At 64.3% G+C, this 15,333-nt stretch carries 17 protein-coding genes; 2 read left to right on the forward strand and 15 right to left on the reverse strand.

Translation table 11 applies throughout. The annotated features are described in order from the left end of the window. Window positions 1-65 precede the first annotated feature (65 nt). Window positions 66-2,024: an ABC-F family ATP-binding cassette domain-containing protein gene (locus NXI30_17710; GenBank protein ID MCR9096064.1), complete on the forward strand. Its 1,959-nt coding sequence runs from the start codon at window positions 66-68 to the stop codon at window positions 2,022-2,024. On the opposite strand, the gene NXI30_17715 is transcribed toward NXI30_17710, so the two are convergent. The 10 genes from NXI30_17715 to NXI30_17760 all read right to left on the reverse strand — a co-directional run bounded on the left by NXI30_17715 (window position 2,021) and on the right by NXI30_17760 (window position 7,319). After that, window positions 2,021-3,016, reverse strand: a complete 996-nt coding sequence (locus NXI30_17715; GenBank protein MCR9096065.1) for a TIGR00341 family protein — start codon at window positions 3,014-3,016, stop codon at window positions 2,021-2,023. The genes NXI30_17710 and NXI30_17715 overlap by 4 nt on opposite strands. A 57-nt stretch (window positions 3,017-3,073) precedes the next feature. Beyond that, window positions 3,074-3,523 carry a hypothetical protein gene (locus tag NXI30_17720; GenBank protein MCR9096066.1) on the reverse strand — a complete coding sequence of 150 codons (450 nt, stop codon included), beginning with the start codon at window positions 3,521-3,523 and terminating at the stop codon, window positions 3,074-3,076. A 7-nt stretch (window positions 3,524-3,530) separates the two neighbouring features. Further along, window positions 3,531-4,040 (reverse strand): hypothetical protein, encoded by a 510-nt coding sequence (locus NXI30_17725; protein ID MCR9096067.1) that lies wholly within the window; start codon window positions 4,038-4,040, stop codon window positions 3,531-3,533. 10 nt (window positions 4,041-4,050) lie between these two features. Continuing rightward, window positions 4,051-4,362, reverse strand: coding sequence for a divalent-cation tolerance protein CutA (locus NXI30_17730; GenBank protein ID MCR9096068.1), 312 nt, complete (start codon window positions 4,360-4,362; stop codon window positions 4,051-4,053). Between the two features lie 44 nt (window positions 4,363-4,406). After that, on the reverse strand, window positions 4,407-4,895 hold the full coding sequence (locus NXI30_17735) for a hypothetical protein (GenBank protein MCR9096069.1): 489 nt from the start codon (window positions 4,893-4,895) through the stop codon (window positions 4,407-4,409). 61 nt (window positions 4,896-4,956) lie between these two features. Then, window positions 4,957-5,316 (reverse strand): hypothetical protein, encoded by a 360-nt coding sequence (locus NXI30_17740; GenBank protein MCR9096070.1) that lies wholly within the window; start codon window positions 5,314-5,316, stop codon window positions 4,957-4,959. Window positions 5,317-5,349: 33 nt separating this feature from the next. After that, window positions 5,350-5,844 (reverse strand): VOC family protein, encoded by a 495-nt coding sequence (locus NXI30_17745; GenBank protein ID MCR9096071.1) that lies wholly within the window; start codon window positions 5,842-5,844, stop codon window positions 5,350-5,352. A 43-nt stretch (window positions 5,845-5,887) separates the two neighbouring features. Next, complete coding sequence (locus tag NXI30_17750) at window positions 5,888-6,049, reverse strand: hypothetical protein (GenBank protein ID MCR9096072.1); 162 nt, start codon at window positions 6,047-6,049, stop codon at window positions 5,888-5,890. Window positions 6,050-6,261: 212 nt separating this feature from the next. Continuing rightward, a complete protein-coding gene (locus tag NXI30_17755; GenBank protein ID MCR9096073.1) occupies window positions 6,262-6,741 on the reverse strand; it encodes a hypothetical protein in 480 nt (159 codons plus the stop codon). Window positions 6,742-6,803: 62 nt separating this feature from the next. Continuing rightward, window positions 6,804-7,319: a nuclear transport factor 2 family protein gene (locus NXI30_17760; protein MCR9096074.1), complete on the reverse strand. Its 516-nt coding sequence runs from the start codon at window positions 7,317-7,319 to the stop codon at window positions 6,804-6,806. Between the two features lie 527 nt (window positions 7,320-7,846). On the opposite strand from NXI30_17760, the gene NXI30_17765 reads away from it, so the two are divergent. Continuing rightward, window positions 7,847-8,221, forward strand: a complete 375-nt coding sequence (locus NXI30_17765; GenBank protein ID MCR9096075.1) for a hypothetical protein — start codon at window positions 7,847-7,849, stop codon at window positions 8,219-8,221. A gap of 799 nt (window positions 8,222-9,020) precedes the next feature. Here NXI30_17765 and NXI30_17770 read toward each other — a convergent pair. From NXI30_17770 to NXI30_17790, 5 genes are all read right to left on the reverse strand, one after another. Further along, window positions 9,021-9,773, reverse strand: coding sequence for a hypothetical protein (locus NXI30_17770; GenBank protein MCR9096076.1), 753 nt, complete (start codon window positions 9,771-9,773; stop codon window positions 9,021-9,023). Window positions 9,774-9,974: 201 nt separating this feature from the next. Beyond that, entirely contained in the window at window positions 9,975-11,075 is a 1,101-nt protein-coding gene (locus NXI30_17775; protein MCR9096077.1) for a hypothetical protein, read from the reverse strand. Window positions 11,076-11,246: 171 nt separating this feature from the next. After that, window positions 11,247-11,888, reverse strand: a complete 642-nt coding sequence (locus NXI30_17780) for a hypothetical protein (protein ID MCR9096078.1) — start codon at window positions 11,886-11,888, stop codon at window positions 11,247-11,249. Window positions 11,889-12,090: 202 nt separating this feature from the next. Then, the gene (locus NXI30_17785) at window positions 12,091-13,500 is read right to left on the reverse strand and encodes a putative DNA binding domain-containing protein (protein ID MCR9096079.1); all 1,410 of its coding nucleotides are present in this window, start codon (window positions 13,498-13,500) and stop codon (window positions 12,091-12,093) included. A 198-nt stretch (window positions 13,501-13,698) separates the two neighbouring features. Next, complete coding sequence (locus NXI30_17790) at window positions 13,699-14,148, reverse strand: hypothetical protein (protein ID MCR9096080.1); 450 nt, start codon at window positions 14,146-14,148, stop codon at window positions 13,699-13,701. Window positions 14,149-15,333: the final 1,185 nt, after the last annotated feature.

Consider the following 15,333-nt stretch of genomic DNA (forward strand, 5'->3'; position numbering starts at 1 on the left):
GGAGACGCGCGAACGCACGTCGCGTACGCCGTCCGGCTCCGCCGGGCGGCGCTTCGCGTTCGGGCGTGCCAAAGTCCCGCGCGATGCCCGTCCTCGACGCCACGCAGCTCCGGAAATCCGTCGGGGATCGAACGCTCCTCGACGACGTGACGCTCACGATCCGTCGAGGCGAGAAGGTGGGTCTCGTCGGGCAGAACGGGTCGGGCAAGAGCAGCCTCGCGCGGGTGTTGGCCGGGATCGACGAGGTCGATGGGGGACGGATCGCGCGGCGACGCGACTCGACCGTCGGCTACCTCGCCCAGGAGCCCGTCTTCCCGGCGGGCGAACGCGTGCGGGACGTCGTCCTGGCGAGCCTCGTGACGTGGTCGGCGCTGCGTCGTCGCTTCGACGAGCTGACCACGGCGCTCGGCGAGACGGACGATCCGGACGAGCAGACGCGCCTCGCCGCCGAGCAGGCCGAGGTCGGCGAGGCCCTCGAACGGGAAGGCGGCTGGGAGCGGGAGCACGAAGCGGAAGCGACGCTCCTCCATCTCGGGATCGCCGATCCCGACCGGCTCGTCGAGACCCTCTCCGGCGGCGAGGCCCGCCGGGTCGCCCTCGCGCAGCTCCTCGTCTCGGCGCCGGACCTCGCGATCCTCGACGAGCCCACGAACCACCTCGACCTGGGCACGATCGAGTGGCTCGAAGAGCACCTGCGTGATCGCTTCGACGGCGCGGTCCTGCTGATCAGCCACGATCGTCACGTCCTCGACGCCGTGACGACGCGGACCCTCGAGATCCACGAGGGGCGGGTCGAGAGCTACGACGGGGGCTATGCCCGATACCTCGTCGCGAAGGCGGAGCGCGAGGCGCATGCGGAGCGCACCTGGCGCAACACGCGGAACTTCCTGCGTCGCGAGGTCGAGTGGCTACGGCGAATGCCGAAGGCGCGGGGGACCAAGCAGAAGGCCCGCGTCGCCCGCGCGGAGGCGGCCCTCGACGAGAAGGCACCGCAGGTCGAACGCCAGGCCGACCTCCGGATGCAGTCGGCGCGCCAGGGCAAGACCATCCTCGACCTGTCCGGGGTGGCCCTCGAGCGCGACGGGCGTCGACTCGTCTCCGGGATCGACCTGGCGCTTCGCCCCGGCGACCGGATCGGGATCGTCGGCCCGAACGGGTCGGGCAAGACGACGCTCCTGCTCGCGATCCTCGGTCGGCTCGAGATCGCCGAGGGAGAGATCGAGCGCGGGACGACGACGAAGATCGGCTACCTCGACCAGGCCCGGACCGAGCTCGACCCGAAGGCGACGGTCCGCGAGGCGGCGGTCGGGGACGCGAACGAGATCGTGATCGGCGAGGAGCGGCTCTCGATCGGGAGCTATCTCGAACGCTTCCTCTTCGACCACGCGGCCCAGCGTCGGAAGGTCGGCGAGCTGTCTGGCGGCGAACGCGCGCGGGTCTGTCTCGCGCGGCTGCTCTCGCAGAAGTGCAACCTGCTGCTGCTCGACGAGCCGACGAACGACCTCGACGTGATGACGCTCTCGGCGCTCGAGGGGATGCTCCTCGACTTCGGCGGGAGCCTGCTGCTGGTGAGCCACGATCGCTGGCTCCTCGACCGCGTCTCGACGGGGATCCTCGCGTTCGAGGAGGACCGACGCGTGGACCTCCACGCGGGCAGCTACTCCGACTACCGCGAACGTCGCGAGCGCGAGGAGGCGCGCGCCTCCTCGAAGACCGCGTCCGCGAGCGAGAAGCCGCGCGCCGCGGTGAAGCCGGAGCGCGAAGGGAAGCCGGCGAGGAAGGCGCGCAAGCTCACCCACGCGGAGCGGCGGGAGCTCGACGGCATGATGGAGGGGATCGAGGCCGCTGAGGCCGAGGTCGAGCGCGTCCAGACGAAGCTCGCGGATCCGGAGCTCTATCAGGGGGACGGAGAACGGGTCGCCGCGCTCCGGAGCGAACTCGAAGCGGCCGAGGCCGAGGTCCTGCGGCTCACCGAGCGCTGGGAAGAGCTCGAAGCGGTCGCAGAGGCTGCGGACGGGCGTTAGACGCGCTGGCCGCCCGCGACGAAGATGATCGCGGCGAGCAGGACGAGCAGCCCGACGAAGGTCAGGATTCCCCGCCGCGCGGAGGACTTCGCGCGCTCTTCGAGCCACCAGTTGCGCGGGCGCATGCCGCGCCAGGCGAAAGTCAGGATCGCGGCGAGGGTGACGGCGGTGATGTTGCTGGCCGCGAGGAGGAGCGCGTTCGCTGCGCCGGCCCAGTTGCCGGACGAGAAGAGCATCCCGCTCGCGACGGTTGGCGGGAGCAGGGCGACGGCGACCATCACGCCGGTCAGGTAGGTGGGCGCGCCGCTCGTGAAGGCGAGCGCGCCGGCGCAGCCGGCGGCGAGGGCGAGGATCAGATCCCAGATCCCGACCTGCGTCCGCGAAGCGAGCTCCGGCGTGGTCGGGTCGGCGCCCAGGGCGAAGCCCAGGAAGACGGCGAATACGAGGGTGAGCATGAAGCCCGCGCCCGCGGCGACGAGGGCACGACGCACGAGCGGGAAGTCGCCGAGCACGAGGCCGAGGGCGATCGCCATGTTCGGTCCGAGCAGGGGGGCGACGACCATCGCGCCGATCACGGCGGCGGTGTTGTCGTTGGCGAGGCCGACGCCGGCGACGATCGCGGCGAGCACGACGAGGGTCAGGTAGTGGCGGTGGAGCTTCGCGCCGTCGGCGATGTTCGCGTAGACCTCTTCGCGACTGACCGCCGCGGAGCGGACCCGTTCGGCCCGCGCGGGATGATGCGTCGCCGCTGGTCGCGGGATCACCGCGTCGAGGGGCTCGATCAGGACCATGAGACGCCCGCGATCCGCGAGGGTCTCGTGGAGCGCGTCGACGGCGCCCCCCGACTTCTCCGCGCCGATCACCGCGCGGACGACACTGCCGAAGCGGCCCCCGGCCTCGGTCCACGTCTGTTCCGCGCGATCCTGCAGGAGGTCTTCCGCTTCCGAGGCGAACTCCGAGGGGACGTGGGCTTCGAGGATCTTGAGGGCCATGCTTGCTCCGTTTCGTGCGCCCGGAGGGTAGGCCACCGCTTCCGTCGGGCCGCGCGCTCATCCTCCGAAGAGCCGACGAAGCCGGTAGTGCCGCCAGGCGAAGACCGCCCGGAAGACGAGCGCCTGGATCGGCTCCAGGATCGGGACCTTCGACTCGAACTCGAGCCGGTCGACGACGCGGGTTCCGGCGCCGTCGTCCTCGAAGGTGCGCTCGTGCTCCCATCGCTTCTGGGTAAGCATCGTCGATCGCTCGAGGAAGCGGCGGCCCGGCTCGAGCTCGATGAAGACGAGGTCGTCGTACTCGACCGGGATCAGTCCGAAGAGCAGGATCCAGCTGCGGCAGATCCGCTCGCCGAGAGTCACCGCCGTGAGGTCCTCGAGCTGCGGCGGGAACGTCATCCGCAGGAAGGGGCGGAACTCGCGATCGAGGTCCGAGGGTCGCGTCGCGTGACGCCAGACCGTGTCCCGGCTGGCAGCGACCCGACTCTCCGCGGTGAACGTCCGCACGGTCGCTTTAGGTGCCGGCGCGGGACATTCTCGGGATGTCCTTCCCGAGGAAGACCCGCGCGCCGAGGATCATCGGCGCGATCAGCCACGGCAGGTTGAACACCAGGTAGTAGAAGGTGTTCGGCGGCGGGTGCGGGCCCAGGAACGTCTGTGTGAAGTAGAAGAACATGTTCGTGATCGCCGCGCCCGAATAGAAGAGGCCGAGCGGGCGGAGCCACGCGCGCAGACGGAAGAGGCCGATCATCACAAAGAGGAGCGCCGGGGCCTGGAAGAGCCCGTCGAAGAGGGTCGCGGCGATCAGGTTCGGCGGCGGGTCGAGGTGGGCGGGTTCTTCGGCGACCGCCCAGTCGTGGAGCGCGCGGAGCGGCGGCCAGGGGCTGTCGGCGGAGACCGGAACGCCGAGCCCTTCCGGCAGGCTGAACAGGAAGCCGTAGAGCACGGAGATCGAGAAAAAGAGGGCTAGGCCCAGGTCGAGGGGTCGCTTGTGGATCGGTTTCACGTCCGTGTGTTCGTTCATGGCTTTGCACTCAGCTCCGTGTTTCCGCCTCGACCCACGTGGCGTACTCGGCGTTCACGTGGGCGACGGGGGTTCCGACGATGCTCGGCACGTCGTAGGGATGGAGTTCGCGGACCGCTTCGCAGAGCGCGTCGAAGAGATCGTCCCGGGTCTTCACCAGGAGGGGCGTCTCGTCCTCGGCTTCGATCTTGCCCTGCCAGTGATAGGTGCTCCAGATGCGGGGGAAGACGTTCGCGCAGGCGGCGAGCCGACCTTCGACGAGGGCGCTCCCGATCCGGCGCGCGGTCTCGTCGTCGGGGCAGTTGATCCAGACGTCGATCATGGGGCTCCCGCGTCGAAGGACGCTTCAGGCTCGCAGGGACGGCCTCAGGCTCGCAGATAGAGAAGCAGACGCGCGAACGAGAAGCAGCCGAGCGCGAACAACGTAATCAGCAGGACGAAGAAGGGCCAGAAGAAGCCGGCGGACGAGACGTTCCAGATCTGCAGCCCGCAGGTGAGGAGGCCGAGCGTGTTGATCGTGAGGAGCGTCGGGCTTCGCGCCGCTTGCGCGAGACCGATCGAGCGACCGACGGTGAGCATGCTCCGGACCCCGAAGAAGAGCATGGGGACGATCCCGACCGCGCTCCAGATCCGCCAGATCGTCGCGTCGTCGACCTGCGCGCTCTGGAGCGCGAGGGCGCCGAGGCTCATGAAGAGCGCCCCGAACGCGGTCGCGAGCAGGTTCACCAGGTTCAGTCGCTGGAGCTCGACGAGGTCCGTGACGCTCCGCTGGCCAACGGCGGTCACGACCCCCGCGAAGCCCGCGAGCCCGAGGGACGCCTCGACGATCAGCATGAGGACTTCGCTGGGATTCATCGCGCCTCGCTCGCCCGTCGCGCCCGAGAACGCGTTCCCGCCGCGACGTCCGAAGCGTACCTCAACGCCGCGTGCCCAGGACGAGGACGAGGAGCGCCACGCCCCCGATCGAGAGGAAGAGCCAGCCGACGGCGATCACGACCAGGGTCGATCCGTCGATCGATGCGTCGGCTCGCCACACGAGACGGCACGCGCCGAACGCGATCGGGACGCCGAGGAGCGCGCCGGCGAGGAAGGCGCCGCGGACCCGCGTGGCCGTCGCGGCCTGCCCGAGTCGATCGGACAGGGTGCTGAAGACGCCGCGCGTTTCGAGATCGTCGCGCGGCGGCGTCGTGACCGCGCGCGTGAACGCGACGAGGGCCCCCAGGCAGAGGAGGGTCCAGAACGCGAAGGGCACGTGATAGGCGAGCGCGGTGACCACGATGGATCAGGATGGCGCGCTTGCGTCGGGGCATCAACGTGGATCGGCGGACGCCTCGCGAAGGGCCCGCAGGCCCGCGAGAATCGATTCTTCGGCGTCCATCGCGGCGAGCTCCTCGATCGCGCCGTCGAGGATCTCGCGCGTGCGCCGAGCGCGACCCGCCGGGCTGGTCTCGTCCACGTTCGAATCGAAGAAGACCGCGTTCCCGTCGGGATCGCGGGCGGTCCAACAACAGCCGTCCGCGTCGGCGTCGTACTTCGCGGCCTCGTAGAAATCGGGCTCGCCCTCGAGCGCCGGGAAGGCGCTTCGGAGCCGGGCGTTCGCCGCCGGCACGTCACCGCCGCGGACGTTGATCAGGTTCTCGTCGAGGAAGGTCATGAGCGCGACGCGGAATCCGCCGAACCCGAGGAGCGCGCGGGTACCGGGAATCTCGGAGAGGAGCGTCAGGCCGGCTTCCTGATAGAAGCGCTTCGACGCTTCGAGGTCCGCCACGCGGAGACAGAGACTGGGCCAGCCGAGGTAGGACATGTCTTCTCCTTGTCTCAGCGAAGCGGATTCGGACCGCGTGGCCTCAACGCGACTCGCGTCCCGCTCGCATCTCCCGGCGAAGGAGATTCCGGCGCTTTTTGCTCGCTTCCCGCTTCCTCCGCTTGCGGACGACGCCCGGGAGCTTGTTGAGGAGCGAGTCTCCCCAGACCTGGAGGCGGTTGGGCTTCGTGTGGGAGTGCTTCATGCGTTGGCCTCGTTGGGGCGGCGCGGGCAGAGTCGGTTCCCGAAAGACATCAGTCTATGACAGGTCGGACGGATCGCTCGGGTCGTCGTGTCGACTGCGCCGCCGCGGACGACGACGCGCTCTACGGTCCGTCGAGTCTCTGCCCTGTGGCCTCTTCGGGCGGGTCGAGTTGGAAGAGCGGGAGTCTACGTCAGAGGGTGAGGGCCGCGCGCTCAGTTCGGCCGCGTCAGGAAGCGGGCGAACATCCAGACGCCGAAGGCGATCTGGAGACTGAACGCGCCCAGGACCGGCCAGGCGACGTCTGCTCGAAAGAGCTGCGCGCCATAGAACACGGTCAGCGCGACGAGATAGGCGAGGGTCAGCCGAACTGCCCAGGGCTCGCTCGACGAATCGGACTGCGCGGCGCCCCGGTAGACCGCGGGCATCTGCGGCGCATAGACGAACGCCACCGCGGCGAGGCCCAGGAGCGCGACGAGTCGAAGCGCCACCGGTTCGGAGACCGCCGCCGCGTCGAGCGTGACCAGCGCGAGCGTTCCCACGAGCGTGTTGCCCGAGGTCTGGAGCACCGAGAGGAAACGGATCCGCTCGATCGGTCGGAATGCGCGCTCGCGCCCCGAGAACGCGGCCGACACCCCCGCGAAGCCAGCCAGTCCGAGCGCGAGCTCGGAAATCGCGAACCAGGTGTCGTTCATGTTCGTCGGGACTCTCTGCCGTCAGGTCGAAGCCGGGCTCGGAAGTGGATTGCTGCTCCAGGTCATCGCCGGGCGGGCCTGTCCAGCAAGAGCAGTCTTCGCGAGATCTTCCATCCTTGCGAGGTCTTGCGCCAGGTATTCCGATAGATCCCGGACGCTCTCGGCTGAGGCGTGGCATCCGTTCCGGATTGATGGGTCACGAGGACCATGTTCTCGGTCGTCGCTGCGTCGTCCGTCAGCGCGATGAACACGAGGGAGGTCATGTGGTGGCGGGTCTGCTTGCCGGCGAGACGACCTTCGTGGGAATCCTTCGCGTACGCGTAGATGGCAGGGCGTCCTTCCACGCGGGCGTCCGGGACGCGGACTCCGGAAACTTCGACTTCGAAGATGGCGTCCTCGGTGAAGAGGTCGGCGAAACCCTCGGCGTTCTTGGCGTCCCATTGGTACGCGTACTGCGCGATCGCGTCTGCGATGGCGAGGCGGTCGGCCTGGATGCCCCCTTCGTTGGAGCTCGATGCGCACGCGAGCATCAGCATCCCGAGCGTGATCGTCGTCAGCCTGATGGGACGGAACGTCACGTTACTTCGCACCTCTGATTCGCGGGACGCGTCGTCGACGGAGAGCGAGGAAGTCCGCAACAGCTAGTCGACGATCGCCTCATCCACGGTCGAGACGACCTTCGTGCCGCAACGAACGCAGCTTCCCTCGACGATGATCTCACCGCCTTCCTCGTACTCCGCGGGATCCAGCATTCCCAGGTCGACCTCGGCGCAGTTGTCGCACGATGTGTTCCTGAGGATGTGCCGTCTCTCGGATTCGTGACGAGCTGAGAAGTCTCTGTGGCGACGGGACATCTCTTACTCCGGGGCTTCCGCATGACCTACGAGCGGACGGACCGGCAGGCCACCTGCGGACCTCGCCGGCGCCGACCCGATCGAGAGACCGAGAGTCTACGCCAGCTGGCCCGAGCCGCTCTCTTCTCTCGGAGGAGGTAGGGCTCGAGGTGCGGTGGCGCTCCGGTCTTCGCCGATTCCCCGGAACGTCCAGCGGTTTGCTATTTGGCGGGTGGCTATCGTGGCTTCGCGGCCAGCCGAAGGAGCGAGGTATGCGAAAACAGTATCACTTTCGACACTCCGACCGGGGCACGCTCGCCTGGGACGTCGATCGGTTGGTCGAGCAGTCGCGGAACCTCGACGTCGCGAAGGTTCCGCTCTCTGAGATTCGCGAGCTCGACGAGGAATACTGGTTCGGCTTCGAATCGAAGCCAACGTGCCGTGCGATTGCCGAGCACATCATGCTCGTAGAAGAAGCGGATCTCTCGTATCCCATCATCCTCGATTCGGACGGTCGGGTCTTCGACGGAATGCACCGAGTCGTCAAAGCGCTCGTCGAGGGGCGATCGGAGATCGATGCCGTTCGATTCGACCAGAACCCCAGCCCGGACTACGTCGGTCGCGAGCCGGACGATCTTCCTTACTGAGTAGGCCTATGATCTGCAGGCTTCGTCGGCGTGGCCTGGTCGAGGTGTGACGATCCTACTCAGCGGCTCGAGCGGCTTTGGGCGCGCAGCGCCAGGACGTCGCCGAGCTCCGATCCGGACTCGGTCAACTGCCGGTGACGTATAGCGGTTTGCTATGCGGCGGGCCGCTAGCTCTCCGGCTCGTATAGGGGCCCCATTCGGAAACTCACAGCCGGCTCGTCATCGAGCCCGTAGCCGATATCGAGAAATACCGGGTGATTGGGCTTCGGCAGGCCGCAGCCGTCCGAGGTCTTATGTCTCGATTTCGAGCACGGCAGACCTGCCGACCTCGAGAGAGTTCCGGGGTGGGACCTCGATGACGGAAATCGTGTGAGGCGGACGGTTCCACATTTCAAGTGGGAAGCTCGCGAGAACCCTGGGTCCGAGATCGCAGCGTGAGTCCGAGCGGAGAACGCTCCAGGTGAAGCCAGCCTCCTGGGCTTCGCGATCCGACATCTCCTCGACCATCGTCACGATCTCGTACGAAGATGCGCCACCCGCACAGATCGACGCGAGCGTCAGGCCTTGGAGGAGTCGCGGATACCGCATAGCTGCCACGTTCTGCCGCACAACGGATCAGCAGCTCACCTGCGGAGCTCGCCGGCGTGGGCTGATCGAGGTACCGCGACCGTAGCTCAGCGGCGCGAGCGGCCTTGGACGCGAAGCGTCAGGAGGCCACCGAGCCCCGCTGCCGACTCGACCAATTGTCTGTCAGGTTCAGGGGCTTGTTTTGCGGCGGGCCCACAGCACGGATGGCCACTCAGGCACGCGCCTTAGTCCGTAGGAGGTCGGGCTCGGTCTTCATCGTGTTCAAGAAATGAGTTCGTGCAAATGGAGATTCATACTCGTGAGATAGGGTCGCAGGATCAGGTTGAATCATCCCAGAGGCACGAAGATCGTCCGCGACGAGAACCAACCAACACTCGTCCACGGATTCGAGATACCCGTTGATCTTCGGAGACTTCGAAGAGATCGCTTCCTGAAGCAGCCCGATCGCACGAACTTGCACCCATCCGGAACTCGGCTCGTGCCAGTGGTTGCGTACTCGGCCAGGCTGATTCGAGATGAAGATCGAGTTCACAAACTCCGGCAGAGCTTCACCGCCAGGCTGAGCGCGCCGGAGCGTCCGTCGCTCTCCCGAATCGGGAAGGCCGCACGAGACGGATTGTGCGATTTCCTTGGCAAGGATCTGGCGCCGAGCTCGGTTCAACGGAACGAGGTTCCTAAAAGAGACGGCGACTTGAAGAGGAGGTAGACCAAGATGCTCGCCAGCCACGCACGCTTCGTAGCAAATCTGGCGAGAGATGTTCTCGGCGGCTTGTGGCAGGAGTGTCGACTGCTCACCTTGGACGAAAATTCGGCTCAGCTCGATTCCGATCAGGCGATCGCTAGATCGGACGCGGAAATCGGGACGATCGACATGATCGACCGGTCCAACAGGAAAACTGGAGAGTCGCTCCCGGAACAGCGCGAAGTCCGCGGCTTCAACAGATTTCGTTGTGCGGCTCGTCACGCGGGCCCTCCGTGTAACAGACCAGCCCATAACCTGCAGACTTCGCCGGCGTGGCCTGATCGAGGTACGGCGATCGTAGCCCACAGGCACGAGCAGTCTTGGACCCGAAGGGGCAGGAGTCCGCAGAGCCCTACTCTGAACTCGTCAGACTGACAGGCAGGTTCAGGGGCTTGTCATACGGCGCGCGTAGCGCGGCGCCCGCTATCGCTCGACAAACTGGACCGGATCTTCGATATCCGCCCGGACAAAGCTGATGCTGTTCGAGATCAGCCCAAGATGCTTGTAGGAACGAAGTCGAATGTAGGCCGGGATTAGGTATCGATTCGCGGCAAATCGTTCGTTCTGGTCGATGTAGTCCTCCTGGAAGGAGCGAAGAATTCGCAGATACTGAGCTTGACCAATCTGTTGGATCGCGGATATCTCGGCGATTCCGCCTGCAAAAAAGACGATCGTTGCGAGATTCTTCATCAGGAATCCGACATAGCCGCCGTCGGCAAGGCGTAGAAGAGAGCGTACGCCCGTGTAGTTGGCCCATAGACGAAACTCGTACAGAAAATCCAGAAACGAAGTTCGTCGAGTTCTGTCGAGTAGTTGAAAGGCCTTGACAATCTGATTGTCGAGATCAGAGACGAGCGTCCCGGCTTCGCGCGGGTATGACGCGTAGTGAAACGTAGTGTGCTTCGGGTGTTGTGGGAGCTTAGTGAGATCGCTCTTACTGTTCAGAGTAAACGGGTAGAACAGAACCGTCTTGCTCAGACCGGCAAGCTGACTGTTGAAGTTGCGGGCGAGCTTCTTGTGACCATCGACTTTGAGGTCACTTGCGTGAACAGCCGCGAGGACGCCGACGAACTCGAAAACCGCGTAGTAGCTCTGGACGATGTTCCAAGCGGCGATGCCCCCGCTCCCGGGTCCACTAAACCCGGACAGCTGAACTCCGATTCGGAGATAGTCGGGGAGAAGAGGATCTCCCCTTACAAGTTCGTTGTGCCACGCCTTCGTAAGGAAAAACTCGATTCGTTCAACCTGTTCGCGCGAGGCCTTTCCACCCTTCCTCTTGGAAAGCTTGACTTGATTCTCAAGAAGATAGTTCTGAAAGACGAGGTCAAGCCGGTATCGGCGCTTCTTGACCGTCTCGCGGTCGGAGTAGTGGGCTTTCAGGGCAAAGCAGAACTTGTCTAGAACGTTGTGGAAGAAGAGGTAGTCGAGGAAATCGGGGGACTTCTCGAGGACGAACGAATCGACCGAATCCGACGTAATGAAATCTTCGCGGCAGTCGAACTTGGGATCGTCGCGGGAAATCACAGCGTTTCACTCGCGTGCCGTACTACGGATCAGCCGCTCAGCTGTGGAGTTCGCCGGTGCGGACTGATCGAGGTAGAGCGATCGTAGCCCAGCGGCACGAGCGGTCTTGGGTTCGTCAGGGCCAGGAGGGCGCGGAGCCCCGTTCCCATCCTGGCCAACTGTCTGTCAGGTTCAGGCGCTTGTCATACGGTGGATTGCAAGGCCGACCCACAGCACAACCGGAAGCGCCGCGATCACGTAGGGAAAAATGTGCTCGGAGAGGGCCGGGTGATTCCAGGCGGCATGGAGTCTGGCCCGCAATCGCGCTCGCCGAAGCACGCGACCGTGGATTTGATATCGGCCGCCCGGATTAGCAGTGCCGATCTGAGATGAACCCGGGACAGTCCAGCCCACGCTTACACCAAGCTGAACATCCCAGAGGTCGGGGTGCTCTCCGGACATCGTGACGACGTGATAGTCGTAGGTAACGATTGCGTTGGCCGGGATCTCCATGTCCTTGGGTTCGAAGTCGCTCTTGAACATCTTGAACGCGATCTTCGGTACCGTTTGCTGCATTCGTCGTCGGACCGCGGCCCCGTACCCGATTTCTGGAATCGCGCGGAAGAACTGGACGTAGCGAATGAGGAAATAGCCCCATGCAGACCAAAGCAAGACGGGGACGAAGGTAGGATTCGTCAGCTTGGCGGAATTTCCAAGGACTGAGACTTGTTGAAACTCGAGTCCGGCCGCTTCGAACACGAAAAGAGCGAGGCTGGTTGCTACGAGGTTTCGCCGCTGTCGTTGAAAGCCGCCGCGGATCTCGTGTTCGTCCAAGTCAGCCGACCGCCGTATCACGGAGCGGCTACACACCTGCAGACTTCGCCGGCGCGGCCACTCAGAGAAGATCATTGTCGCCGCCAGAGTACCACGAGCGGCCTTCTCGCCGGAAGGCGAGCTGAGGCCGCGGAAGTCGTTCTCCGCTCGGCAAACTGTCTGTCTGGTGCAGTAGCTTGTTATACGGAGGCGCAGATTGCGGTCACGAGGGGTCGCCATCTCGCTTCGGGCGTCGCCAGGCTGAAGCGGATCCCTTCTTGCCTGGGACCTGTTCAAGAAGTCCGCGATCGCGCAGTCGATAGAAGACTTCCTTCATCTTGTTCTCCGACGTAATCCCCGACAGCGCGCGAGCAGTTCGGTTGTTGATCTCCTCGTTCTCATCGAGGTACTCAAGGACTGCCTCCTCCGGAGAAGCGAGACGTTCGTGGCGGATATACACGATCACACTGTTGGCGGACTCCGCGATTTCGGGCTCCTTCAACCTCAATTTCCGCATGCTCTCGTAGGCCGTATTCAGCCCCTCTCCAACGTCCTTGTTGGGGGCATTGGGGAACTTGTTTACGAGGCGGACGGTCGCGCCGTTTCGCGCAAACTGTTCGTTTAGGATGTTCTGGGGGGTCACATGGCCAGGAAGAACGCCCGGGCTTTCGACTTCAATCCGATTGTCAAAGAGACGGATGTGAATATCCGAGACTATGCTGTAGTCCCGGTGGAGCACGGCGTTGGTGATGATCTCGTGGAGAGCATCTCGCGGATACTGAATCGACTCGAGCCCTTTCTTACCCACGATTTTTATCTGCTCAACGATTTCGACCGTCTTGTCGACAGCGGCGTAGATCTGCTCAACTGCCGAACCGTCGATACTCAGCGGTTGGAATTTTAGTGTGTCTCTCGTCCCTTCTTCCTCGGAAGTTTCGTATCGGTAGATTTTGATTCCGCACCTTTTCGGAAGGATTGCCTGCGGCTCTTCCGAAAAGACGAGGACGCCCGAAACCGTCGGCTTCCCGTCGCGAAGAAGTAGCTGTTTCTCGAGCCAGGGAAGCGGTTCCGCGGTTGGAACGACCCCAATAAGAAACTCGAGAAGCACGGTCGAGTTCTCGACAACCTCGGCGGGCGCATCCACAGTCTGGGTTTCGAACGAAGCAAGTCCCTTGTCGAGCTTCAGTCGTTCAAGCGCGGCGGCCTCGGTCACAGGGAGTGACTGAGCACCTCGTCGAATGTACGGCTTACCGTCTGATGCGTTCTTGATATCCGGAGTCTTCTGAATCGCAACTTGGAGAACGACGCCGTCGCTCTCGTCGTTCTCAAGAAACGTGTAGTCGAAGTGCTGGCCAAGAGGGAAAAGCCCCTCGAAGACAGCAAGGTGTGCGTTCGCAGCCTCGGCATCCGAGAAGCCGCGCCACTCGCCATCGTCCTCGATTCCAACGTAGAGTTCGCCCCCGTTCGTGTTCGCGAACGCCGAAATCGTACGGCTCAACTTGGCGGGCTGGATGTCGCGCGACTTGAAGTCCAGGAAGTGTCCTTCGTTCAGATCGAGGATCCTGGACTTCTGCGCGTTCGTGATTCTCGAGACGTCTACTGACATAAGGCTCGCGATCGTTCGGACAAGCATGGCAGGCGCGCGCGGCCGTAGAGCGGATCAGCCCACAACCTGCAGGTTCGCCTCCGAACTCAGGTTGAGCAGATCAAGTTCGTCGCCAGAGTACCACGAGCGGCCTTCCCGGCGAAGCCGGGATGAGGTCGCGGAATCCCGTTCGGGCCTCGGCCAACGCCCTGGCAGGTTCAGGGGCTTGTCGTGCGGCGGAGCCGGCTACTCAGATTCCTCATCATTCTTGACGCGGAAAGGTCCTAGATCGACTTCCCACGTCTCCTCAATAGTCGCTCGGCATGCCTTCGAGAAGGCGAGAGACTTTGTCCGGAGGGTTGTCTTCTTTCGGCCCTTTCGAAGAGCGTCGGCAAAGTCGACAAGGGAACTGGTAACTTGCGCCTCTTGAACCACGGCGAGCGGGCCGTAGTAGAGAGTCCAGAATCGACGTTCAATCTCTTCGCGTGCACTGGACGGCTCAGATGCGGCGATTGCCCCGACGACTTCGGCTGACTCGAGATACAACCGAATTTGTTGTTCCCGGAAGTGGCTCTGAGAGTCCCGTTTGGCTTGCTCGACGTAGCGGAGCCAGCCCCAAACACCCCCGCAGACTACTGAGAGCCATGCGAGAACTTTGAAGATCGAGTCTGCGATTCGATAGGTAGTCTCGTCCATAGCTCTACGGAAGGCTCTGCCGCATAACGGATCAGCCCATAACCTGCAGACTTCGCCGGCGCGGGCTGATCGAGGTACAGCGAGCGTAGCCCAGCGGCACGAGCGGCCTTGGACGCGAAGCGTCAGGAGGCCGCGGAGCCCCGTTCCCAACTCGACAAACTGTCTGTCAGGTTCAGGGGCTTGTTATACGGCGGGCGCCTTCAAGGCTCGTCCGTCTCGTCGTCCTCGAGCTCCAAAAGGTCCTCCGTCGAGATCGCTTCCAACTCCTCGGAATCGAAGCCGACCGAAGACGGTTTCGAGCGTTCGAGAAGCCTGACTGGACCGACTACCCCTGGCGAGTAGGTTCGCGAGAAATCGTCTCGCTCATGACAGCCGCGGTAGGCGTCGGCGCTAGGACCAGGGTCGACCCATACTTCGACCCCGTCGCAGGACTGGCCGTCTTCAAGCCGACGCGGGAGCGGCGGAGCAACCCTCTCGGCTTCGGCTACGTCGGCGGACACCGGCTGCTCGCGACTCGTCGCGCAACCAACGACTGATAGCCAGACCAGCAAGAATACCGTCGGGTGTCGGCACATACGCGTCTGCCGTATAACGGATCAGCCCATAACCTGCAGACTTCGCCGGCGCGGGCTGATCGAGGTACAACGAGCGTAGCCCAGCGGCACGAGCGGACTTGGACGCGAAGCGTCAGGAGGCCGCGGAGCCCACTCCCAGCTTGGCCAACTGTCTGTCAGGTTCAGGGGCTTGTTATACGGCGCGCGACGGCAGAGACAGAGCGAAGCCAGCCGGAGCGTCAGCGACAAGATCTCCTGAGGTATCGAGGAGATCGGCGGCTCGCCCTCCAACGACTCGTCTCAACGCGAGTCGTTTCCGATCGGACGGTCGCGGCCGCACGGCAGCCGCCCTCGCCTACCGGCTCACTTCGAGACTTCGAAGTCCGGCGCCAGACAGCACGAGCCGACAGTCACCGTCAGGTGATGGCAGACGGCGGAGCTCGTTCGAAGCTCCGTCCTCGAAGCCTCCGAGGATCGGCGGCGGACTCAACAGCGAGCTGGAATCAACTCAAGCCAGAGGTAGAGACCGCTCCCAGTCGCGTGCCGTATAACGGATCAGCCGCTAACCGGCGAGGTTCGCCGCAGGCGATCCGAGTCAAGTTCAGGGGCCGTCGCCAGACGGCAAGAGCCA

The organism is bacterium (assembly GCA_024742285.1).
In the GTDB taxonomy this organism is placed as follows: domain Bacteria; phylum Myxococcota_A; class UBA9160; order UBA9160; family UBA4427; genus UBA4427.

Coding starts and splice junctions, on each gene's coding strand:
- NXI30_17715 (MCR9096065.1), bottom strand. CDS start 3,016: ATGGCCCTCAAGATCCTCGAAGCCCACGTCCCCTCGGAGTTCGCCTCG.
- NXI30_17725 (MCR9096067.1), bottom strand. CDS start 4,040: ATGAACGAACACACGGACGTGAAACCGATCCACAAGCGACCCCTCGAC.
- NXI30_17730 (MCR9096068.1), bottom strand. CDS start 4,362: ATGATCGACGTCTGGATCAACTGCCCCGACGACGAGACCGCGCGCCGG.
- NXI30_17735 (MCR9096069.1), bottom strand. CDS start 4,895: ATGAATCCCAGCGAAGTCCTCATGCTGATCGTCGAGGCGTCCCTCGGG.
- NXI30_17745 (MCR9096071.1), bottom strand. CDS start 5,844: ATGTCCTACCTCGGCTGGCCCAGTCTCTGTCTCCGCGTGGCGGACCTC.
- NXI30_17750 (MCR9096072.1), bottom strand. CDS start 6,049: ATGAAGCACTCCCACACGAAGCCCAACCGCCTCCAGGTCTGGGGAGAC.
- NXI30_17755 (MCR9096073.1), bottom strand. CDS start 6,741: ATGAACGACACCTGGTTCGCGATTTCCGAGCTCGCGCTCGGACTGGCT.
- NXI30_17765 (MCR9096075.1), top strand. CDS start 7,847: ATGCGAAAACAGTATCACTTTCGACACTCCGACCGGGGCACGCTCGCC.
- NXI30_17785 (MCR9096079.1), bottom strand. CDS start 13,500: ATGCTTGTCCGAACGATCGCGAGCCTTATGTCAGTAGACGTCTCGAGA.
- NXI30_17790 (MCR9096080.1), bottom strand. CDS start 14,148: ATGGACGAGACTACCTATCGAATCGCAGACTCGATCTTCAAAGTTCTC.